We start from the raw sequence: 22,542 nt of genomic DNA, 5'->3' as shown, positions 1-22,542 counted from the left end.
GACCCGCGCGCCGTCCGCGCGCCGTCGTCTCATCATCGCGAGGAATCTTCATGTCATCGAACCGATGGCCGCTGCGCGCGGCCTTGGCCCCCGTCGCCTGCGGCGCGCTTTGGAGCGCGGCCCAGGCCCAGACCGCGCCGCCCCTCGAATCCCTGCTGCGCGAGGCCTCGGCCCCGCGCCTGATCGTCGGCGAGGCCGAGACGCGCGCCGCCGAAGGTCGCGCCCTCCAGGCCCGCGCCCGACTCAACCCCACGCTGGAACTGCAGGTGGAGAACGTCGGGGGCAACGGCCCCTATCGCGACTTCCAGAGCGCCGAAACCACCCTTTCGGTCGGCCAGACCCTGGAGCTGGGCGGCAAGCGCGGCGCGCGGATCGCCGCCGCCGGCGCGGAACTGGACATGGCCCGGTCTCGCGCCAGCCAGAACCGGATCGCTTTCGCCCGCGATCTGTCCGTGGCCTACGTCGCCGCCGAGGCGGCTAGCGAGCGGCTGGCCCTGGCCAAGGAGGGCGTCGCGCTGACAGAGGCCGACGCCCGCGCCGCGCGGCTGCTGGTGGACAACGGAAAGGAGGCTGAACTCCGCGCCCTGCAGGCCCAGGCGGCGATATCGGCGGCGCGGGCCGAACAGTCCCGGGCCGAGGCCGAGGCCGGCGCCGCCCTGGCGCGGCTGTCGGCCCTGATCGGCGGCGAACAGACCTATGCCGCCGTGACGCCGGGGATGCTGGATCGCGCCTGGACCGCCTCCGCCGCGGGCGCCGAGTCCCCGGCCGTCGCCGTGGCCCAGGCCGAACAGCGGAGCGCCGCGCGCAAGCTGGACCTGGAGCGCCGCCGCGCCGCGCCCGATGTCTCCGTCAGCCTTGGCGTCCGCCGGCTGGCCGGTGACAACGCCACCGCCGCGGTGGCCGGTCTCTCGCTGCCCCTGCCGCTGTTCGACCGTAACCGCGGCGCGGTAAAGGCGGCGCGAGCCGAGGTCGACGCCGCCCACGCGCGCCTGCTGATCGCCCAGGCCGAGACGACCGCCGATCGACGCGGAGCCGAGGGCGAGGCGCGCGCGGCGGAACGCTCGACCGCCGCCGCCCGTGAAGGCGTGGCCGCCGCCAGCGAAGCCTACCGCCTGGCCAAGCTGGGCTACGAAGCCGGCAAGCTGCCGCTGCTGGAACTGCTCTCGGCGCGCCGAGACCTGATCGCCGCTCGCCAACGCCATATCGAAGCGCGTCTGGCGCGCGCCAAGGCCTCGGCCGACCTCGCCCTGGCCCAAGGACAGATCGCCTTTGGAGGCGCCCAATGACCCACCGCACCTTGTTCCTGACCGGCGCGGCCATCGCCCTGGTCGCCACCGCCGGCCTGGGCTTTGGTCTGGGTCGCCTGACCGACAAGACCCCCGCCGCCGCTGAAGGCCACGCCGAAGAAGCCGACCACGAGGAGAACTTCATCGCCCTGTCCGTCGCCGACGCCGCCAAGGCCGGCGTGCTGACCACCACGGTCGGCCGCGGCGGCGGGTCGGAGCTTGTCCTGCCCGGCCGCGTCGCCCTCGCCGTCAACGCCTTGGCCGCCCTTGGCGCGCCGGTGTCGGGCGCGGTCGAGCGCGTCCATGTCGCCGTCGGTGACCACGTCTCGGCCGGCGCGGCCATCGCCTCCCTGCGCGGCGCCGAGGGCGCCAACGCACGGGCCAGTGTCGATGTGGCGGCGGCGGGAGCACGCGCGGCCGCCGCCGCCGCCGCCCGAGACCGTCGGCTGTTCGAGGCCGGCGTCGTCGCCCGCCAGGACTGGGAAGCCAGCCAGGCCGCCGCCGACAAGGCCCAGGCCGAACTTCGCGCCGCCCGCGCCCAGGTCACCGCCCAGGGAACGCCCAGCGCCGGCGGCCTCGCCACCCTGCGCGCGCCCATCGCCGGGATCATCACCCGCGTCGACGTCCGCGTCGGCGCCTTCCTGACCCAGGGCGGCCTGGTCGCCGAGATCGCCGATCAAAGCGCGGTCGAATATGTCTTCGACGCCCCACCCGCCTCGGTCGGCGCGATCAAGGTCGGCGACGAGGTGCTGGTCCAGCGGCCGGACGGCGGCGAGGACAGCGCGCGTATCGTGGCCGTCGCGCCCAGCGCGGTGGACGCCGGCGCGGCGGTCGTTCGCGCCAAGCCCACCGCCCCCGCGCCGCGGATCGGCTCCATCGTCTCGGCCCGCGTCATCCTGGCCAAGGGAGCCGGCGGCCTGACCGTGCCCGCCGACGCCGTCCAGACCCTCGAAGGCCGCGCCGTGGTCTTCGTCGTCGAGCCCAAGGGTTTTCGCGCCACGCCGGTCATCACCGGCCGCGCCGCCGAGGGGGCGGTCGAGATCCTGAAAGGCCTGAACGGCGGCGAGACCATCGCCGGCAAGGGCGCCTTCCGGCTGAAGGCCGAGCTCGGCAAGGGCGAAGCGGGACACGAGGACTGATCATGCTCAATCGCCTCATCGACCTTTCGGTCCGCTTCCGCTGGATCGTCGTCCTGCTGGCCGTGGCGCTGGCCGCGTTCGGCCTGCAACAGCTGTCGCGTCTCCCCATCGACGCCGTGCCCGACATCACCAACCGCCAGGTGCAGATCAACACCGTCGCCCCAGCCCTAGGTCCCGAGGAGGTCGAGCGCCAGGTGACTTTCCCGCTGGAGACGGCCTTGGCCGGCACGCCCGGCCTGGTCGAGACCCGCTCGCTGTCGCGGCACGGCTTCTCGCAGATCACCGCCGTCTTCACCGAGAGCACCGACCTCTATTTCGCCCGCGCGCTCGTCAATGAGCGCCTGCAAGCCGCCCGCGCCAGCCTGCCCGACGGTCTTGAGCCCAGCATGGGTCCGCCCGTCACGGGCCTGGGCGAGGTCTATATCTGGACCGTGGAGTTCAAGGGCGCGGCCGCTCGGACCGGTGTTCCCTACGTCACGCCCGAAGGCGAGACCCTGCGGACCGAAATCGAGAAGGCCACCTATTTGCGCACGGTCCAGGACTGGATCGTGGCCCCGCAGCTGAAGACCCTGGACGGCGTGGCCGGCGTCGACGTGCTGGGCGGCTACGTCAAGGAATACGCGGTCCATCCCGACCCGGCCAAGCTGGCCGCGCGCGGCATCAGCCTGCCGCAGCTGGTCGAGGCTCTGGAGCACTCCAACCGCATCGCCGGCGCCGGCTACGTCCAACGCGGCGGCGAAGCCTATATCGTCCGGACCGACGCCCGCGTGAAAAGCCTGGCCGAGCTGGCCGACACCCCGATCGGCCGCCGTAACGGCGCCGTGGTGAAGGTCTCGGACGTGGCCACGGTCGCGTTGGGCCAGGCGCCGCGCCTGGGCTCGGCCAGCGAGAACGGCCGCGAGGTGGTGATCGGCACGGCCCTTATGCTGGTCGGCGAAAACAGCCGCACCGTGGCCTCGCGCGTGGACGAACGCCTCAAGGCCATCGCCGCCAGCCTGCCGCCCGACGTGGTGGTCAAGCCGGTGCTGGACCGCACCCGCCTGGTAGACGCCACCATTCGCACGGTCGAGCACAACCTGACCGTCGGGGCCCTGCTGGTCATCGCGGTGCTGTTCTTCGCGCTAGGAAACTTCCGCGCCGCCCTGATCACGGCGTTGGTCATCCCGCTCTCGTTCCTCATCGCCGCCATCGCCATGCGGCGGTTCGGGATCAGCGGCAACCTGATGAGCCTGGGAGCGCTGGACTTTGGCCTGATCGTCGACGGCGCCGTGGTGGTGATAGAGAACACCCTCAGCCGCCTGGCGCTTCGCCGCCAGAGCGAAGGCCGTGACCTCACCGCCAGCGAGCGTCTCTCGGTCGCGATCGAGGCCGCCAAGGAGATGGCCCGCCCCGCCGCCTTTGGTCAGGCGATCATCCTGCTGGTCTACGCCCCGCTGCTGACCTTCGATGGGGTTGAGGGCAAGATGTTCACGCCCATGGCCGCCACGGTGATGTTCGCCGTGGGCGGAGCCTTCGTGCTATCCCTGACCATGGTCCCGGCCCTGACCGCCCTGGTGGTGCGCGAACCTAGGGGGCACGGCGAAACCAAAGTCATGAAGACCGTCCGAACGCGCTTCGAGCCGGTGCTGCGCGCCGCCGTGGCCCGCCCAAAGGCGGTGGCCGGCGGCGCGATCCTGGCCTTGGCGCTGGGCGTCATCGCCTTCTTCGCCCTGGGCCGCGAATTCGCCCCGACGCTGGATGAGGGCGACCTGCTGGTCCAGGCCAGTCGCGTGCCCTCGATCTCACTGGAAGAGAGCCAGGCCATGCAGTTCGAGGTCGAGAAAGTTCTCTCGGCCCAGCCCGAGGTGGCCCTGGTTTTCACGCGCACCGGCACGGCCGAGATCGCCTCCGATCCCATGCCGCCCAGCGCCTCGGACACCTTCGTGATCCTCAAGCCTCGAAAGGACTGGCCAAACCCGGGCCTCTCGAAAGCCAAGCTGGTCGAGCGCATGGAGGAAGATCTCGGGAAGCTCATCGGCAACGCCTACGAGTTCACCCAGCCTATGCAGATGCGCTTCAACGAGCTGATCGCCGGCGTGCGGTCTGACGTAGCGGTCAAGGTCTATGGCGACGACTTCGCGGCCATGAGCAAAACGGCCGACCAGGTCGCCGCGGCCCTGCGCAAGGTCCCCGGCGCGGCGGACGTGAAGGTCGAGCAGATCTCGGGCCAGCCGACGATCACCGCCAGCATCGACCGCACGGCCGCCGCCGCCCTGGGCGTCCACGCCAGCGACGCGGCCGACGCCCTGGAGATTGGCTTGGGCGGGCGCGAGGCCGGCCATATTCTGGAGGGTGACCGCCGCTTCGACGTCGTCGTGCGCCTGGACGACGCCAAGCGCGCCGATCCGGCCGTCATGGCTCAATTGCCCGTGGTGTCGGAAAGCGAGGGTGGGACGGCCATCCCGCTGTCCAGCATCGCCCGCTTCGACACCGTCGAGGGGCCCAACCAAGTCAGCCGCGAGAATGGCAAACGGCGGATCGTGGTCCAGGCCAATGTGCGCGGCCGCGACCTGGGCGGCTTCGTTTCCGACGCCCAGGCCGCCGTGGCCAAGGACGTTCAGCTGACGCCGGGATCCTGGCTCGACTGGGGCGGGCAGTTCGAGAACCTCGAGCGGGCCAGCGCGCGTCTGGCCATCATCGTACCGGTGGTGTTCTTGGTCATCGCCCTCCTCCTGTTCATGGCCCTGGGCTCGGCGATGGAGGCGGCGCTGGTCTTCGCCTGCGTTCCGCTCGCCCTGGTGGGCGGCGCGTTGGCGCTGCTGTCGCGGGGCATGCCGTTCTCGATCTCGGCGGCGGTCGGCTTCATCGCCGTTTCGGGCGTGGCCACCCTGAACGGTCTCGTCCTGGTGCAGAGCATCAAGCAGCGGCTCAAGGGCGCGGACGACGTGGCCGCCGCCGTCGTCGATGGAACGGTCGCCCGTCTGCGGGCGGTGCTCACCACGGCGCTGGTGGCGATCCTGGGGTTCATCCCGATGACCCTCGCCATCGGTCCCGGAGCCGAGGTGCAGAAACCGCTGGCGACGGTGGTGGTCGGCGGCCTGCTGACCTCGACCGTGCTGACCCTGATGCTATTGCCCAGCTTCTACGCCTGGCTGGCGCGACGCCGACGGGAGGCGCCCCGCTGAGCATCAACTTCCTACTCTTCTCGTCTCATCTTCCCCAAGATTGCCCCCTCAGCGCGGCGGCGAGCGCGTCCGTGAACCGGAAGGTGTCGCCCAAACCCTGTTCGTCATGGATCAGCAGGGTCCGGCCAGGCATGGGCCGTCCATCTGCGGCGCGACACCTTCAGACGTTGTTTTGGGCGTGATCAGCGCGCGCGATCCCAATAAAACGGCCCCGTGCTCCAATCTAACACTTCCGTGGCAGCGTGATCGTGAAGGCCGAACGGCCCTCCCGGCGCTCGTAGCTCACCTGCCCGCCATGCGCCTCCGCGATGCCGCGCACAACGGCCAGGCCCAGGCCCGAGCCGGTCTTGCTGTCCACGTCGTCCCCGCGCCGGAAGGGCTCGAAAGCTCGCGCCTTGAGGCTTTCCGGCATTCCCGGTCCGTCGTCGATGACGCTGATCGCGACGTCGGTTTCCGAGACGCGCGCCGCGATTTCCAGGACGCAGGGCTCCGCATATTTCAGCGCGTTGTCGACCAGGGCCAGCACCGCCTGTCGCAAGCGGACGGGATCGGCGACGCAGCGACCGCTCGTGAGGACCGTGCGCAATCCAAAGCCCGCCTTGTCGAGGTCGCGCTCAACCAGGCGCGCAAGCCCCTCGATCTCCGAGGCCAGCTCGATCTCGATGGGTCTTAGTTGAAGGCGGCCGCTGTCGAGCAGGCTGACGACGCGCAAGTCCTCCACCAGTCGCGCCAAGGCGTCGGCCTGCTGGTGCAGGGACCGCAGAAGTTCCGGCTCCGGTTTGAAGACGCCCTCGGCAAGTCCCTGGAGACGCCCTTTCAGGATCGTGACCGGCGTCCGCAGTTCGTGGGCGATCAAGCTGTTCCAGGTGACGATATCGTCGACGGCCTTCTCCAGGCGATCGGCCATGGCGTTGAAGTCGGCGATCATCTGGCTGGCTTCGGTCGGCGCCGGGGAGGTCAAGGTCGCCCTGGACGAAAGGTCTCCGCCGGCGATCTGGCGAGCGGCCTCCGCCAGGGCCTCGAGCGGCTCGACCATCCTTCGGGCGACCCGCGTCGCCACCACGCTCGCGGCGATGCTGCCCAGCACGATGCAGACCGAGTACATCGCCCACTCCACCGGACCGGGCAGGATCGCGTCCTCGGCCGACAGCAGCTTGGGCGCGAACTCGAAGAGCAGGCTGTAGGCCACCATCACGAAGGTCAGGCTCAAGACCAGGGTCGCCAATGTGATGCCGACGACCGCCAGGTTGAGGCGCTGCGATAGACTCTGCGCTTTCATTGGTCCCCCAGGAGGCGATAGCCGAGACCTCTAACGTTGGAGAGCATGCCAGGCGCGCCAGCGGCTTCGAGCTTCTTGCGCAGTTTGCTCAGGTGGCTGTCGACGGTCCGCTCCAGCGCGTCTCCGCCCGAGAGGCAGGCGTCCAGCAGCTCGGCGCGCGTATAGAGACGCATCGGCGCCTGGGCCATGTGAAGCAAGAGGCGGAACTCGGTGAGGGTCAAGGTCAGCCGGCGTGGGCCATCCGGCGCGTTCACCGTCGCGGTGTGATTGACAGGATCGACATCGAGCGACCCCGCTCGCGCCACCGAAGCCGCATCCCGGCCCGAGGCTCGGCGCAGCACGGCCTTGGCGCGGGCGGCGACCTCCAGCGGGTTGAAAGGCTTGACGACATAGTCGTCCGCCCCGATCCGCAGCGCCTGCAGCTTGTCCAGATCCTGGTCCAGGGCCGTCAGCATGATCACGGGCGTCGCGCCGCGCCGACGGAGCTGCGCCAGGACCTCCCAGCCGTCCAGCTTGGGCAGCCCGACATCGAGCAGGACGATGTCGGGGCGAAGCGCATGATGCAGCTCGACCGCCGTCTGGCCATCCCGGGCCGTGACGGTCCGGAATCCCTCGCGCTCAAGATAGCCGACGAGGATCTCCGCGATCTCGCGCTCGTCTTCAACGATCAGAACCAGGGCGTTCACGGGCTCTCCAATGCGGCCACCAGATCGTCGCAGCAATAATCACCCTTCCGCGGGCGGCGCTAGAACCCTCCACAAAGTCGCAACAATACCTCCACGATAGAGCAACCGCGCTCGGGCATAGGCTCGCGGCGCCTCCGAAGGCGCGTCTTCGGAGCCTGACTGTTTCATGGACCGCCACCACCTTCGCATCGCCGCGCTCCTTGTGCTGGGCGCCTCGATCTTGAGCGCTTGCGGTCAGGCCGAGGTCGGCGTGTCGCCCTCGCTCCCCGAGGTGGCGGTGGCGACCGCGGACGTCGAGACCGTCACGCCGATGGATGACCTGCCTGGTCGCGTGGTCGCCTTCCGAACCGCGGAAATCCGCCCACAGGTGTCCGGCGTCGTGACGCGGCGGCTCTTCGATCAGGGAAGCGAGGTCCAGGCTGGCCAGCCCCTGTTCCAGATCGATCCCGCGCCCTACCAGGCCGAAGCCGCTGGCGCCCAGGCCGCGCTTTCACGCGCGCTCGCGGTCGCCGACCGCGCCAGGGCCCAGGTCGCGCGATTGGCGCCGCTGGTCGAGGCCGACGCCATCAGCCGCCAGAGCTATGACGACGCGGTGTCGGCCAAGGCCCAGGCGGAAGCGGACTTGGCCGAAGCGCGCGCGACCCTGCGCCGCCGGGGTGTGGAGCTGAGCTTCGCGACCTTGAGGGCCCCGATCTCCGGGCGGATCGGCGAGGCGCAGGTCACGGAAGGCGCTCTGGTCGCCGCCGGCGGCGCGGGCCCCATGGCGACCGTCCAGCAGATCGACCGCGTCTATGTCGACGTCCGTCAGCCCTCCGCGCGCCTGGAAGCGCTCCGCGCCATGGCCGGCGGCGGCGCGGGGCGCGAGGTGGAAATTCTGACGCCCTCCGGCGCGCCTTATCCATGCAAGGGGAAGATCCTGTTCTCGGGCGTCACGGTCGATCCCACGACCGGCGACGCCATCGCGCGCGTGCAGATCGACAATCCCGATCGCGCGCTTCTACCGGGCATGTTCGTCCGCGCGCGGCTGCCGCGGGCGCCGATCCAGGGCGCGGTCCTGGCGCCTCAGCAGGCGGTGCTTCGCGACGGCGGCGGCAATCCGATGGTCAGCCTGGTGAACGCCAAGGGCCTCGTCGAGACCCGCTCCGTCGAGGTCGGGGACGTCGTGGGCGGCCGCTACGTCATAACTCGAGGCCTGAAGGCTGGAGAACGCGTCATCGTCGAGGGACAGGACCGCGTCGCGGCCGGCGCCCAGGTCAAGACCGTCCCGTTCCAGATCGGGGCGCGCTAGTTCCATGCCGAAGTTCTTCATCGAGCGGCCGATCTTCGCCTGGGTCATCGCCATCGCGATCGTCCTGTCGGGCCTGATGGCGATCCCCCGCCTCCCCGTGGCGCGCTACCCCGTCGTGGCGCCGCCGACGGTCAGCATCTACGCCAGTTATCCGGGCGCCACGCCGCAGGCCATGAACGACTCCGTCGTCGGCCTGGTCGAGCGCGAACTCTCCAGCGTCAAGAACCTGCTTTACTTCGAGTCCTCGACCGACAGCTCCGGTTCGGCCACGATCACGGCCACCTTCAAGCCGGGCACGAACCCCGAGCTGGCCCAGGTCGACGTCCAGAACCGCCTGAAGACGGTCGAGCCGCGCCTGCCCCAAACCGTGCGCCAGACCGGCGTGAGCGTCGAAAGCGCCGCGTCCAACTTCCTGATGATGGTCAGCCTGCGCAGCGTCGACGGGCGCGACGACGAGGTCGCGCTCAGCGACTACATGGTGCGTAACATCGCCGATGAGTTGAAGCGCGTTCCGGGCGTTGGTCGAGTGCAGATGTTCGGCTCCGAGCGCGCCATGCGCATCTGGGTCGATCCGAACAAGATGACGGGCTTCAATCTCGCGCTGAGCGACGTCACCGCGGCGATCGCGGCGCAAAACCAGCAACTGGCCCCCGGCGCCCTAGGCGGCGAACCCACGGTCGAGGATCAGCGCGTTACGGTGCCGCTGACGGCGAGCGGCCAATTGCAGACCCCCGAGCAGTTCGCCGCCATCGTGCTTCGCGCCAACACCTCGGGCTCGCGCGTCACCCTGGGCGACGTCGCTCGCATCGAGCTGAACTCGGCCAATTTCAACTTCGCCACCCGCGAGAACGGCCAGCCCGCGACGGCGCTGGGCGTTCAGCTGTCGCCCGGCGGTAACGCGGTGCGGACGGCCGCGGCGATCCAGACCCGCCTCGACGAGCTGCAACGGGCCGCCCCGCCCGGCATGCAGCTGGCCATCCCCTTCAACACCGCGCCGTTCGTGCGCGTCTCGATCGAGAAGGTCGTCCAGACCCTGATCGAGGCCATGGCGCTGGTGTTCCTGGTGATGTTCCTGTTCCTGCAAAAGGTCCGCTACACCCTGATCCCCGCCATCGTCGCGCCGATCGCCCTGTTGGGCGCCTTCACCGTGATGCTGATGGCGGGGTTCTCGATCAACGTGCTGACCATGTTCGGCATGGTGCTGGCGATCGGCATCATCGTCGACGACGCCATCGTCGTGGTCGAGGCGGTCGAGCGGATCATGGCGACCGAGGGCCTCTCGCCTAAGGACGCCACCCGCAAGGCCATGTCCGAGATGACCGGCGCCATCATCGGCATCACGGCGGTGCTGTCGGCGGTCTTCATTCCGATGGCGCTGGCGGATGGTTCGGTCGGCGCGATCTATCGCCAGTTCACTCTGTCGATGGCCGTCTCGATCCTTTTCTCGGCCTTCCTCGCCCTGTCCCTGACTCCGGCCCTGTGCGCGACCTTGCTCAAGCCGGTCGATGGCCATGCGCCAAAGAAGGGTTTCTTCGCCTGGTTCGACAAACGCTTCGATCGTCTGACCGACGGCTACGAGCGCCTGCTGGGCAAGGTGCTTCGGCGCGGGGGACGCGCGATGGCCGCGTTCGGCGTTGTCGTCGCCGTGACGGCGGGCGCCTTCTTGGTGCTGCCGTCGGCCTTCCTGCCGGAGGAGGACCAGGGCTACTTCATGACCTCGTTCCAGCTGCCCGCCGACGCCACGGCGCAACGGACGAGTGAAGCGGTCGCGCGCTTCGAGCACTATGCCCGCACGCGCCCCGGCATCGAAACGACCCAGGCCGTCACGGGCTTCAGCTTCGCCGGCCAAGGTCCGAACGCGGCGATCGTCTTCACGATGCTCAAGGACTGGAAGAAGCGCGACGGCGCGACCAGCGCCGGCGAGGTCCAGGCCGCGACCGAGGCCATGACGGTCCAGCGCGAGGGCGAGATCATGTCGGTGATGCCGCCGTCGATCGATGAGCTCGGCAACTCATCGGGCTTCACCCTGGCGCTGCAGGATCACGCCAATCGCGGCCCCGAGGCCCTGATGAACGCTCGAACGCGCCTCCTGGAGCTCGCGGCCCAGAGCAAACTGGTGACCGGCGTCTATCCCGAGGGCCTGCCGCCGGGTTCGACGCTGCGGCTGGATATCGACCGACGGAAGGCCCAAGCCCTCGGCGTCTCCTTCGCGGCGATCGGCGACACGCTGTCGACCGCCCTGGGCTCCAGCTACGTCAATGATTTCGTCAACGCCGGCCGCCTGCAGCAGGTGATCGTCCAGGCCGACGCGCCGTTCCGGATGCAGCTTGGCGATGTGCTGAAGCTGCATGTCCGCAACGAAACCGGAGGGATGGTCGCGCTCTCCGAGGTGGTCACCCCTGTCTGGACCAAGGCGCCGGCCCAGATGACCCGCTTCAACGGCTATCCTTCGGTCCGCCTCACCGGCTCGGCCGCGCCCGGCGTCTCCAGCGGCCAGGCGATGGCCGAGATGGAGCGGCTGGCCGCCCAGCTTCCCAGAGGCTACGCGGTCGCGTGGACCGGGCAGTCGCTGCAGGAAAAGCTCGCGGGCGCCCAGGCCCCAGCCCTGCTGGCCCTGTCGATGCTGGTCGTCTTCCTGGTCTTGGCGGCGCTCTATGAAAGCTGGTCGATCCCGCTTTCGGTGATGCTGGCGATCCCGCTTGGCCTGATCGGCGCCCTGGCCGCGGTGCTTCTGCGAGGCCTGCCCAACGACGTCTTCTTCAAGGTCGGACTGATCACCATCATTGGCCTCTCGGCCAAGAACGCCATCCTGATCGTCGAATTCGCCAAGGCCAGCCACGCTCAAGGCATGGGCCTGGCCGAGGCGGCCATCCACGCCGCCAGGCTTCGCTTGCGCCCCATCGTGATGACCAGTCTGGCCTTCGCCCTCGGCGTGGTCCCGCTGGTTATCGCGTCGGGCGCCGCCGCCGAAACCCAGCACGCCATCGGCACGGGCGTGTTCGGCGGGATGATCACCGGCACTCTGCTGACGATCGTCTTGGTTCCCGTCTTCTTCGTCGTGGTGGTCGGCGCCGCCGAGCGCCTGTCGGGACGACATAAAAACGCTTCGGCGGAGGACTGATCCATGCGCGCTCTCATCCTTTGTGGCGCGGCGCTGCTCGGGGCCTGTTCCGCCACGCCTCGCCTGGAGATTCCAGCGGCGCCCGTGGCGGCCGCCTACCCCGCGATCGGTGGCGGCGTGGCGGCGGGCCTGCCCGCGGCGAGATCGCTCGCCTGGAAGCAGGTCTACGGCGATCCCAGACTCCAGGCCCTCATCGGCCAGGCCCTGGACCAGAGCCGCGATCTCCGCGCGGCCATGCTGAACGTCGAGGCCGCCCGCGCCGAACGCCGCGTCGCCCGCGCCGCCCTGGGCCCAAGCCTGGACGCCAATCTGTCGCGAACGCGGGAGCGCTCGCCGACCCAGGGGCGGTCGGACGCGTACGCCGCCAATCTCGGGCTGACGGCCTTCGAACTGGATCTGTTTGGACGCCTCCGGGCGGAGTCCAGCGCCGCCTACGAGCGCTATCTCGCCAGCGAGACTGGCGCGCGGGCCGCGCGGATCGCCCTGATCTCGGCCGTCGCGACGGCCTATCTCGACGAACGGCTCGCCGAGGAGCAACTGGCGCTGACCCAATCCACCCTGTCGGACTGGCGCGCGTCGCTCGACATCGCCCGGCGGCTGAAGTCGGCCTCGCAGGCCAGCGGCCTCGACGTCGCCCAGGCCGAGGGGCTGGTGCGCCAGGCCGAAGCGGATCGCGAGGCGGGCCGCCGCGCTCTGGCCCAGGCGCGCAACGCTCTTGAACTCGTGGTCGGCGGACCGGAACCGGCTTCGCTGCCGGCGCCGATTTCCCTGGCCGCCCAGCCGCTTCCGACCCAGCTGGAGCCGGGCCTGCCCGCCGAACTGGTCATCCGGCGCCCCGATATCGCTCAGGCCGAGCACATGCTGCGCGCCGCCAACGCCGATGTCGGCGCCGCGCGCGCGGCCCTGCTGCCCAGGATCTCGCTGACGGGCGCGCTCGGCGGCGCCAGCGCGGATCTTGGCGCCCTGTTCGATCCCGCAAGCCGCGCATGGACGTTCGCTCCCCAGATAGCCCAGCCGATCTTTCGGAGCGGACAACTGCGAGGCGCCGTGGCCTTGAGCGAGGCGCGCAAGTCGCTCGCCGTCACGACCTATGAGCGGCGGATCCAGCTCGCCTTCCGAGAAGTGGCCGACGGCCTCGCCGCGCAGGCCACTTTCGCCAACCAGGTCAATGTTCAGGAAGGCGTCGCCGAGGCCGCGCGCGTCCGCCTGCATTTGTCCGACCTCAGGTACCGCGCCGGCCTGGAGGGCCGCCTCGAACTGCTCGATGCGCAGCGCGCCAGCTACGCGGCCCGTCAGACGCTGCTCTCGCTTCGGCGCGACCAGCTCGCGGCCATGGTCACGCTCTATGCCGCGCTCGGTGGCGGTGTGGAGCCAGCGTCATGAAAAACGATATCGAAGGAGCGTCACGAATGAGACCCATCACGAGCGAGCTCGGCGGGCCCGCCCGCTATCCCTTCTCGATGCGCGCCTTCCATTGGCTTCGCGCGCTCCTGCTGCTCGGGCTGATCGCCCTGGGCTGGTACATGACCGCCCTTCCCGAAGCGGCGCCGATCAAGTTCGCCCTCTATCCGATCCACAAGCAGTTGGGCGTGACTGTCCTTCTCGTCGCCATCGCCGCGCTCTTTGTTCGCGGACGTTCGGTTCACCCCGCCGAGCCGCGCGGCTTGTCGCGTCTTGAAGCGATCCTGTCGCGCTTCACGCACCGCGCGCTGCTGGTCCTGGCGATCGTCGTGCCGCTGATGGGCTACGCGATGTCCAGTTCCTATGTCGACAGCGACGGCGTGCCGTTCCTGTTCATGATGCTTCCAGAGCTCTTGCCCAAGAGCGATCTCGGCTTCGCCGTATTCCAGTGGCTGCACAGGATTCTGGCCTACACGCTGCTGGCCCTGGCCCTCCTGCACGTGATCGGGGCGCTGAAGCACCGCCTGGTGGATCGCGGCGGCGAAAGCGACGTGCTCGGCCGAATGCTGTGACGCCGACCTAGCCCCCTCGTCATCGAAAACCTTCGCCCAACATCGGCTTTAAGCCATCGAGGCCAAGTTCCGTGACTACTTCGCCTTCGTCCTCGACCTCTCCGTTGATCATCGCCTACTTCGTGCGGCGCGAGGACTTGCGCCGCTTCCTCTCCGCCAGGACGGCCGGACGCTGGGACGTCGACGACCTCATTCAGGACCTCTATCTCAAGGTCCAGCGCGTGAACGGCGAGGCGATCGAAAACCCCTCGGCCTATCTATATCGGCTAGCGTCAAATCTGGCCTTGGATCGTCTACGCGCCAAGTATCGGTCCGCCGCGCGCGACGCGGCTTGGCGAGACGTCAATCATACGAGTCTGGGCGCCACCGACATCGCCGACGCGGCGGACGCCGAGGCCGCCGTGGACGCTCGCCTCCGACTTGAAAGACTGGCCCATGCCCTCGGCGCTCTGCCGCCCATGACAAAGCGCGTATTCACGCTGCACAAGCTTGACGGCCTGACCCATGCCGAGACCGCCAGCCAGCTTGGAATCTCAAGAAGCGCGGTCGAGAAGCACATCAGCCGAGCGATCAAACACCTGCTCGCGGCATCCCGCGGGTGAGCGAGAGCGGCATGGAGGCCCGGATCGGCCCGCGCCCGCGCCGCGCGCCCTCGAGCACGCGACCAGAAGCCAACCTTGAAAAGCGCCGCCCCCGCGTCACGAGCGAAGGCGGCTCGCGCCTCTTACCGGAAAAGGCTCAACAGCGACTGAGTTGATTGGTTGGCGATGGACAACGCCTGCACCCCGAGCTGCTGCTTGGTTTGCAGCGCCTGCAGCTTGGCGCTTTCCTTGGCGAGGTCCGCGTCCACGAGGTTGCCAACCCCCGCCGTCAGGCTGTCTTGCAGCTTGCCGACGAAGGTCAGGTGAGTGTCGAGGCCGACCGAGCTGGTGCCCAGGGCGGCCAGCTTGTTGGTGGCGGTGCCGATGGCCTTGTCGATGGTGGCGATCATCGTCTTGGCGCTCGAGGCCGAGGTGAAGGTCGGCGTGGCGCTCAGGCCCAGACCACCGACGGTCAAGGTCTGGGCGTTCACGGTCAGAGCGGCGCCATCGGCGTTGGCCAGAAAGACCAGCGCCTTGGCGCTGGCGCCGACGAGGCTGACCCCGTTGAACTTCGAATTCTCCGCGGCCTTGGTGATTTGTTGGCGCAGCGAGTCAAAGTCCGACTTCAGCGCGTTGAACGAGGCGCTGTTCAGCGAGGTGTCGGACGCGGCCAGAGCCTTTTCCTTCATCTTGCCGAGCAGATCGGTGATGGTGTCGCCGGCGGCCAGGGCCACGTCGATGGTGGACTGACCGCGTTGCAGCGAGTCCTTCACGGCGTTCAGCGATTGAGCGGTGGCCGACTGCGTCTTGGACATGGCCCAGATGGCGCCGTTGTCTTTCGCGCTACCGACCTTTTTGCCCGTACTGATACGCTGCTGAACAGTTCTCAGATCAGAACTCGTGTTATTCAGATTTTGTAGCGCGATCATCGCGCCGGAGTTTGTGTTTATGCTATTTATGGACATAGTTCACATTGCCCTTAGAGCTATCTACAAGCCAATGCTTGCTGATCGGCTTTTTGCCTATGGCCACAGTCCGCGCCCGAATGAGCAATTTCGTTAATTTTTATTATTGAATATTCAAAATCCACATTCGTTATGTTGAGATTTCTGGACCGCGGGCTTCGACCTACAGGGTGATCGCGGCGCGCCAGGAGAAGGCGACCGCGGCGCGAGGGACTGCCCGCGCCGCGGCCCCGAGACCTGCCTTACCGGAGGCTCCGGAGGAAGCCGGCGAGGGTTCCAAACCCGCCCGCGCCCTTCTTTTGCGCTTGAGACGCGCCACCCCGCGCTGCGGACCGTGGAGTGTGGGGACCCGGCACGACGCGACGGGCTAAGCCTCGCCTCAAGCGATCGCGCTATGACTCATCATTGTTGCGCGCGCGCGGCGCGTTGATGGAGCGATCGTGGAGCGTGATCTCCATCACGGCGGAATCGGCGGGCCGCTCGCTGGCGGGCGCTCGAGGCCAAGCCGCGGCGCGACCTCCGCCAATTGGCCGAGCTGATCCACGAGCCACTGCACGACCGGGTCTTGACGCGAACGCCCGTGCCAAAGAAGCCAATAGTCGAAGGGCTCGAAGTCGAATGGCGCGCTCAGCATGGTCAAATCAGGATTGCTGGACGTCAGCAGGCGAGCCGCGCGGCTGGGCACCATCATAATCGCGTCCGTATTGAGCGTAAGGGTCGCCGCCAGCGCGGAATACGGCATGTGCATGATGATCCGGCGCTCGAGTCCAAGGACATCAAGGCGGCGGCCGGCGGGATCGTCACCTTGCGCCGTGTTGATCACGTGCGGCCAAGCCAGAAACTCGTCCAGTGTAAGTCGCGATGCAACGGCCGAAGTCCGCCTGGCGACCATGAGCGGATGATCGACGCGGAGGATGCACTGGTAAGTCTCGACGAAGAGCAGCCGCTCGAACACGCGCGTGGGCTGAGGCCGCTGGCTGGTCAGAACAAGATCAACGTCGCCGACGGCCAGGCCGCTCAGGTGCGCTGGAGAGAGAGGCTCGACCTTTAGGCATAGATCCGGAGCGGCGCGACTGATCCGCTCCAGCGCTGGCGTGAGCACCGCCAGAACACCAAAATCCGAAGACGCGACCCTGTATTCGCCGGTGAAATCGCGCGGATTTTCGGCGTCCCCCTGACGCAGGAGAGCCTCCGTCTCGCCCAGCCAACGATTGAGAGGCTCCTCCATGGATTTGGCGCGATGGGTTAGCGCCATGCCGCTGTTGGTCTTGATCAGAAGCGGGTCGTGGAGAAGCTCCCGCAACCGGCCCAGCGAACGGCTGACGGCCGGCTGACTAACGCCCAGTCGCTGGGCCGTCAGCGTGACGCTGCGCGTAACGATGAGGCTATGCAGAGTCGTCAGGAGATTGAGGTCGAACTCTTCCAACATTTGGACCGCCGCGCCGTAAACGCCCTCGGTCTTAGAGCCTTCTCTTCCCCCACCAAGAGGAAGTTGGCCGCCTCCACGCTCCCTCCATCAAGGCTACACCCCCGCACAACGGCGCGGGCGCATAAGGGCCTCACCGGCGGTTCTGGCGCTGGCGCGAGCCGCGCCTTTCGGAAGCGACGCAACCAACGGCGAAACATGAAGGCCCAGAAACCCGAACTATCGCGACAAAAAATCCACGACATTCACAACATGAATGCGCGCATCATCTGAATTTCACTAATATGGCCAAGTCCATAATTAGTCTCAATACCCGACAATAGACCTACAGACACATAATCCCACCATGGACCACATGACATCTTCAAGAAAATACCTCCTAATCTCTGTACTGAGCGCCGCGGCGGCCCTCGCCACGCCGGCTCTAGCTCAGGTCAAGGCGGAGACGCGTCCCGCCGAGAGCGCCTCCGAGAACTCCCAAAAGCCCGAGCCGAGCCACCTGGGCGATGCGCGCAAGAAAGCCATGGATATTGGCTCCCAGCCGGCGCGTGACATTGGAATGGCCAAGCGCGAGATCCCCGCGAGCCTGCGCAAGGCGCATGACGGCGCCTACGACTTGAAGGGCCTCGATAGCTGCAAGGCGATCGAGACCGAAATCGCCTCGTTGAACGAAGCGCTTGGCCCCGACTTCGACGTCAACGACAAGCCCAAGGCGGGTAGCGGCAAGATGGCCGAAGCGGGCGGTAAAATGCTGGTCAACGGCATGATCCCCTTCCGTGGCCTGGTGCGCGAAATCTCCGGCGCCGCTTCGGCCGACCGCCACCTGAACGAGGTCGTGGACGCGGGCCTGGCCCGTCGCGGCTTCTTGCGCGGCGTACACCTAAAGCAAGGATGCCAAGCGGCTCCCTAGAGAAGCCCTCCGCCGCCGGCGTCGAGCCGGCGGCTGCTCCCTGGCGCGGCCATGGGCGGCCCCTTTTCGCGCCCGCGGGAGATCGCCCTCCCCCCGCGCGGTAGATTCAATGGAGCATAACCCGCGCCATGAAACGTCGCATGATTGTCGGCGCCGTCCTCGCCGTCATAGCCGTCGGCGCGGTGTCAATTCCCACGATGCTCGCGTCACGCAAGTCACCGCGACTGCTCACCGCCGTCGTCACGCGAGGCGATATCGAGGAAGCCGTCGTCGCGAACGGCAAGCTTGAGCCCAGCCAACTGGTGGGCGTGGGCGCCCAGGTCTCTGGCCAGGTCCAGGCGCTCAAGGTCGTGCTCGGCCAACAGGTTCGAAAGGGCGACCTTATCGCTCAAATCGACCCCCAGCCCCAGACCAACGCCCTGAGCGTCGCGCGAGCGGAACTCGCCAACGCCAAGGCCCAAGAGGGCGCTCGCCAAGCCGCCCTGGCCCGCGCCGAGCTGGCGTTCAAACGCCAGCGGGACATGGGCCCGGGCCTTGCGACATCGCAAGCCGAATACGAGACGGCCGAGGCGGAGCTGAAAAGCGCCCGCGCGGCCGTGATCTCGGCCCAGGCTCAAGTTCACCAGGCCAGCGTCAGCGTCGCCAACGCCGAGGTCAATCTTGGTTACACGCGCATCATCGCGCCGATTGACGGGGTCGTGGTCTCGGTCGTGACCAAGCAAGGCCAGACGGTCAGCGCGGCCCTATCGATCCCGACCATCGTCGTGTTGGCCAGTCTGGACACCATGCGGGTAAAGGCCAGCGTCTCCGAAGCCGACGTCATCAAGGTCAAGCCGGGTCAGCCGGCTCGCTTCACCATTCTTGGCGATCCGGACAGGGCTTACCACGCGCGTCTCGAGCAAGTGCAGGCGGTCCCCGATACGATCGTCAATGAACTGGGACCAGCGTCCGGCGCGACCGCGCAGGGCGCGCCAGCCGCCTCGGCCATCTACTACAGCGCGCTGTTCGAGGTGCCCAATTCCGATGGGCGGCTGCGCGCGATGATGACCACGCAAGTCTCCATCATTCTGGCGGCCAAACACGGCGTACTCAAGATTCCAGCCACCGCGCTGGGAGCGCGCCTTTCCGATGGGCGCTACCCCGTGCGGGTTGAACTCGCCAAGGGCGAGATCATCACACGCCACATTCGCGCCGGCCTCAACAACAAGGTCTCGGTGGAGGTCGTCGAGGGACTGACCGAGGGCGACAAGGTGGTGGTCGGAGAAACCATGCCCGGCGATGGCGTCGATCCCGCCGCGGCTTTCATGGGCGGGTTCTGATGGACGCTCCGCCTCTTCTGCGGCTGGTGGGCGCGCGGCGCGACTATCCCACCGGGGACGGCGTGTTCGCGGCCCTCGCGGGGGTCGACCTTGAGATCCGCGCCGGCGAAATGGTCGCCATCGTCGGCGCCTCGGGATCGGGCAAGTCGACCTTGATGAATATCCTCGGTTGCCTGGACCAGCCCACGGCGGGAACCTACCAGATCGCCGGTCGCGATACGGCGAAGCTGGGACCGGACGATTTGGCGGCGCTTCGTCGCGAGCGGTTCGGCTTCATCTTTCAGCGCTACCATCTTCTGGCCGCGCTGAGCGCGGCGGGCAATGTCGAGACCCCCGCGATCTATGCGGGCGTCCCACGCGCCGCGCGGCGTTCGCGCGCGCGCGACTTGCTGGTTCGCCTAGGCCTTGGTGAGCGCCTCTCCCATCGGCCGAACCAACTCTCGGGCGGGCAACAGCAACGTGTGTCGATCGCCAGGGCCCTGATCAATGGCGGCGAGATCATACTGGCCGACGAGCCCACCGGCGCGCTCGACAGCGCCAGCGGCGAAAAGGTGATGGAGATCCTGCGGGACCTGCACGCCGAAGGCCACACCATCATCCTGGTGACCCACGACATGGCGGTGGCGCGACACGCGCCTCGCATCATTGAGATTAGCGACGGCGTCATCGTGGCGGACCGAAAGAGCCGCGCCGACGCGCCGAGCGCCTCCCTCGCGCCGCTCCCAGCGCGCGCGCCCAGGCCGCCCCCCGCTCACCAGCTGGCGGAGAGCGCGCGGCTGGCCCTCGTGGCGATGTCCGCGCACAAGCTTCGCACGGTCTTGACGATGCTTGGCGTCATCATCGGCATCGCCTCGGTGGTGTCGGTGGTGGCGATCGGCAACGGATCGCGCGGCCAGATCATGCGGCAGATCTCGGACTTGGGGACCAACACCCTCGATCTCTATCCGGGCAAGGACTTTGGCGACCTCGAGGCGAACAAGGTCGAGACATTGACGCCTTCCGACGTCGAGGCGCTCAGGAAGCAACCGTACGTCGACAGCGTGACACCGGGCGTGTTCACGACGGTCGCCGCGCGCCACCGCGGCGTGACGGCCAATGCCGACGTCTCGGGCGTCGGCGCCGACTTCTTCCGGGTCAGGGGCTTGAAGTTCGCCGAAGGCCGCGGCTTCGACGCGGAGGCGGTCGCGGGCATTCGACAGGACGTCGTCCTCGACAACACCTCGCGCAAGACACTGTTTCCCCATGGCGCGACAGCCGTCGGCGAAACGATAATGCTGGGGCAAACCCCGGCCAGGGTTGTCGGCGTCATCGAGCGAAAGCCGTCCGGCGGACGCGACTCCAGCCTCGCCATCTACGCGCCCTACACCACCGTGATGACCCGGATGCTGGGCGTATCGCATCTCGGCAGCGTGACGGTGCGCGTGTCCGACAAGGCGCCGATCGACGCGGCGCAAGGCGCCGTCACGCGGTTGATCACCATGCGCCACGGCAAGAAGGACTTCTTCATCAGCAACAACGACCAAATTCGCAAGATGGTCGAGAAGACAGCCAGGACGATGACGCTGCTCATCAGCTCGATCGCCGTCATATCCTTGGTGGTCGGCGGCATCGGGGTGATGAACATCATGCTCGTGTCCGTCACCGAACGCACCGCGGAGATCGGACTTCGCATGGCGGTCGGCGCGCGCCGCTCGGATATCCTGCGACAGTTTCTGATCGAGGCGGTGCTGATCTGCGTGTTCGGGGGCGCGATCGGCGTGGCCTTGGCGCTCGGGATCGGGGGGCTTCTCGCGAGCGTCGGATCTGAACTGGTCATGCGGTTCTCGCCGCTCTCGATCGTCGCGGCCTTCGCCTGCTCCACCGTCATCGGCGTGGCCTTCGGCTACCTCCCCGCCCGTAGCGCCGCGCGCCTCGAGCCAATCGACGCGCTCGGCAGAGTCTAGCCATGACGCTTTCCAGTCTTCGCCATTCAGCGGCCCTCCTGCCGATCACGGCCCTCCTGGCAGGGTGCGCGCTTGCTCCCCATACCGCCTACACTCCTCCGTCGACGGTCACCGCGCCGACATGGCGGACGGCCGCGCTCGCCCAAACCGGGACTCGGCCGGAGACGTGGTGGAAAACGCTGGGCGACCTTCGCATGGGTGTCCTGATCGACCAGGTGGTAGCCCAAAATCCGGGACTCGGCGTCGCTGGCCTTCGCCTTCAGCGGGCGCGCCTATCGCTGGATTTGGCAAGTCAGCGCCTGAAGCCGGCCGTCGCCGCGGAGGTCTCGCATGGCCTCAGCAAGCCCATGACCCGGAGACGGCCTTCGTCGTCGTCCTCGAGCGCCGCGGTCACGACAAGTTGGGAACTGGACCTCTTTGGCCGCCTGGCGGCCCAGCGAGACATGGAGCATTGGGAGGCTCAAGCCAGCGAGCACGACTTGGCGGCGACGCGCCTTGCTCTTGTCGGTTCGGCGGCAAGCGCTTGGTGGCAACTGGCGCTGGCGAACGAGCGCATGGCGCTCGGCGACCAAAGCCTGATGAACGCCCAGCGCACCTTCGACCTCGTCGCCCGACGGTATGAGGCTGGAGCGGCTTCGGCCGTCGAGATGAAGGACGCCGAGCAAAGCATCGCATCGCAGGAAGCCCAACGCACACGACTCCGGCAAGCCCGCGAGGAAGCGCGAAACGCCCTCGCGGCGCTGCTGGGGGAACATGTCTATGACGGGCCCGAGCCGAAGGCGCTCCCGACCACCACCCTGCCCGAAATCCCAGCGGGATTGCCCTCGGACCTGCTGGTTCGGCGCCCGGATCTGGCCGCGGCGCAAGCTCGGCTCCGCCGCGCGCTCGCCGCGCGGGACGCGGCGCTGGCCGATAGCTATCCCCGCCTCACGCTTACCGGCTCAGCGGGCGGCGTAAGCGGCGCGCTGAGTGACGTTCTTCGCGCGCCGAGCCTGGGCTTGACCGGAGGGGTGACCTTTCCGTTTCTTGACGCCCGTCGCGCTCGGTTGTCCGCCGGCGTAGCCAAGGTCGACCATGAGCTCGCGGCCGAACAGTTCCGGCAAACCTTCTACGATGCGCTGCGCGATACCGAGAACGCGCTTTCCAACATAGCCGTGACCCTGACGCAGGGAGAGCATCTGGTTCGCGATCTGTCCGCCGCTCGCCAGGCCGAGAGCCTATACGCCCAACAGTATAAGGCGGGCGCGATCCCTCTAAGAACCGTCTTGGACGCCCAGGAGCGGCGGCGGGTCGCGCAGAACGCGGTCATTCAGAACCGCTTTGATCAGCTCAACGCCCAAATGGCGCTCTACATGGCCCTGGGAGGCGAGCCTCCCGCCCAGCCATGAAGCCAAGGACAAATGCCTCACCGGCTTGGGCGAAAGCTGGATCGAGCGGTCAAGCCGGCGCCGCCGGGCGATCG

General features: G+C 68.0%; 16 protein-coding genes. 12 read left to right on the top strand and 4 right to left on the bottom strand.

Annotation, left to right across the window (positions count from 1 at the left end; all coding sequences use genetic code 11):
* The first annotated feature begins 50 nt into the window (after positions 1–50).
* From J2728_RS07875 to J2728_RS07865, 3 genes are read left to right on the top strand one after another with little or no spacing between them, the layout of a single operon-like run.
* On the top strand, positions 51–1,286 hold the full coding sequence (locus J2728_RS07875; protein WP_309998085.1) for a TolC family protein: 1,236 nt from the start codon (positions 51–53) through the stop codon (positions 1,284–1,286).
* A complete protein-coding gene (locus J2728_RS07870) occupies positions 1,283–2,425 on the top strand; it encodes an efflux RND transporter periplasmic adaptor subunit (RefSeq protein WP_309998083.1) in 1,143 nt (380 codons plus the stop codon). Before J2728_RS07875 ends, J2728_RS07870 begins: the two co-directional genes overlap by 4 nt.
* Positions 2,426–2,427: 2 nt before the next feature.
* Complete coding sequence (locus J2728_RS07865) at positions 2,428–5,589, top strand: efflux RND transporter permease subunit (RefSeq protein WP_309998082.1); 3,162 nt, start codon at positions 2,428–2,430, stop codon at positions 5,587–5,589.
* A 223-nt stretch (positions 5,590–5,812) separates the two neighbouring features.
* Here J2728_RS07865 and J2728_RS07860 read toward each other — a convergent pair whose 3' ends face one another.
* Together J2728_RS07860 and J2728_RS07855 are read right to left on the bottom strand one after the other, a co-directional pair.
* Positions 5,813–6,868: a HAMP domain-containing sensor histidine kinase gene (locus J2728_RS07860; protein ID WP_309998081.1), complete on the bottom strand. Its 1,056-nt coding sequence runs from the start codon at positions 6,866–6,868 to the stop codon at positions 5,813–5,815.
* The gene (locus tag J2728_RS07855; protein WP_309998079.1) at positions 6,865–7,554 is read right to left on the bottom strand and encodes a response regulator; all 690 of its coding nucleotides are present in this window, start codon (positions 7,552–7,554) and stop codon (positions 6,865–6,867) included. Before J2728_RS07855 ends, J2728_RS07860 begins: the two co-directional genes overlap by 4 nt.
* A gap of 166 nt (positions 7,555–7,720) precedes the next feature.
* Between J2728_RS07855 and J2728_RS07850 the strand changes: the two genes are divergently transcribed.
* The 5 genes from J2728_RS07850 to J2728_RS07830 all read left to right on the top strand — a co-directional run bounded on the left by J2728_RS07850 (position 7,721) and on the right by J2728_RS07830 (position 14,538).
* A complete protein-coding gene (locus tag J2728_RS07850; protein WP_309998077.1) occupies positions 7,721–8,842 on the top strand; it encodes an efflux RND transporter periplasmic adaptor subunit in 1,122 nt (373 codons plus the stop codon).
* Positions 8,843–8,846: 4 nt separating this feature from the next.
* Positions 8,847–11,963 (top strand): multidrug efflux RND transporter permease subunit, encoded by a 3,117-nt coding sequence (locus J2728_RS07845; RefSeq protein ID WP_309998076.1) that lies wholly within the window; start codon positions 8,847–8,849, stop codon positions 11,961–11,963.
* 3 nt (positions 11,964–11,966) lie between these two features.
* Entirely contained in the window at positions 11,967–13,346 is a 1,380-nt protein-coding gene (locus J2728_RS07840; protein WP_309998073.1) for an efflux transporter outer membrane subunit, read from the top strand.
* A 26-nt stretch (positions 13,347–13,372) separates the two neighbouring features.
* Entirely contained in the window at positions 13,373–13,936 is a 564-nt protein-coding gene (locus J2728_RS07835; RefSeq protein ID WP_309998071.1) for a cytochrome b, read from the top strand.
* A gap of 71 nt (positions 13,937–14,007) precedes the next feature.
* On the top strand, positions 14,008–14,538 hold the full coding sequence (locus tag J2728_RS07830; RefSeq protein ID WP_309998070.1) for a sigma-70 family RNA polymerase sigma factor: 531 nt from the start codon (positions 14,008–14,010) through the stop codon (positions 14,536–14,538).
* A gap of 122 nt (positions 14,539–14,660) precedes the next feature.
* Here the strand turns inward: J2728_RS07830 and J2728_RS07825 are convergent, their stop codons facing one another.
* Positions 14,661–15,482 (bottom strand): flagellin, encoded by an 822-nt coding sequence (locus J2728_RS07825; protein ID WP_309998068.1) that lies wholly within the window; start codon positions 15,480–15,482, stop codon positions 14,661–14,663.
* 457 nt (positions 15,483–15,939) lie between these two features.
* Entirely contained in the window at positions 15,940–16,911 is a 972-nt protein-coding gene (locus tag J2728_RS07820; protein ID WP_309998066.1) for a LysR family transcriptional regulator, read from the bottom strand.
* Positions 16,912–17,263: 352 nt separating this feature from the next.
* Here J2728_RS07820 and J2728_RS07815 point away from each other — a divergent pair, with 352 nt between their 5' ends.
* From J2728_RS07815 to J2728_RS07800, 4 genes are all read left to right on the top strand, one after another.
* Entirely contained in the window at positions 17,264–17,818 is a 555-nt protein-coding gene (locus J2728_RS07815; protein WP_309998065.1) for a hypothetical protein, read from the top strand.
* A gap of 128 nt (positions 17,819–17,946) precedes the next feature.
* Complete coding sequence (locus J2728_RS07810; protein WP_309998063.1) at positions 17,947–19,137, top strand: efflux RND transporter periplasmic adaptor subunit; 1,191 nt, start codon at positions 17,947–17,949, stop codon at positions 19,135–19,137.
* A complete protein-coding gene (locus tag J2728_RS07805; protein ID WP_309998061.1) occupies positions 19,137–21,080 on the top strand; it encodes a MacB family efflux pump subunit in 1,944 nt (647 codons plus the stop codon). Before J2728_RS07810 ends, J2728_RS07805 begins: the two co-directional genes overlap by 1 nt.
* A gap of 2 nt (positions 21,081–21,082) precedes the next feature.
* Entirely contained in the window at positions 21,083–22,468 is a 1,386-nt protein-coding gene (locus tag J2728_RS07800; RefSeq protein WP_309998060.1) for an efflux transporter outer membrane subunit, read from the top strand.
* Positions 22,469–22,542 lie beyond the last annotated feature (74 nt).

The organism is Caulobacter segnis (assembly GCF_031454995.1).
In the GTDB taxonomy this organism is placed as follows: Bacteria; Pseudomonadota; Alphaproteobacteria; order Caulobacterales; family Caulobacteraceae; genus Caulobacter; species Caulobacter segnis_E.
The sequence above is the reverse complement of the archived record's forward strand: the minus strand, read 5'-3'. Positions and strand labels throughout refer to the sequence as shown.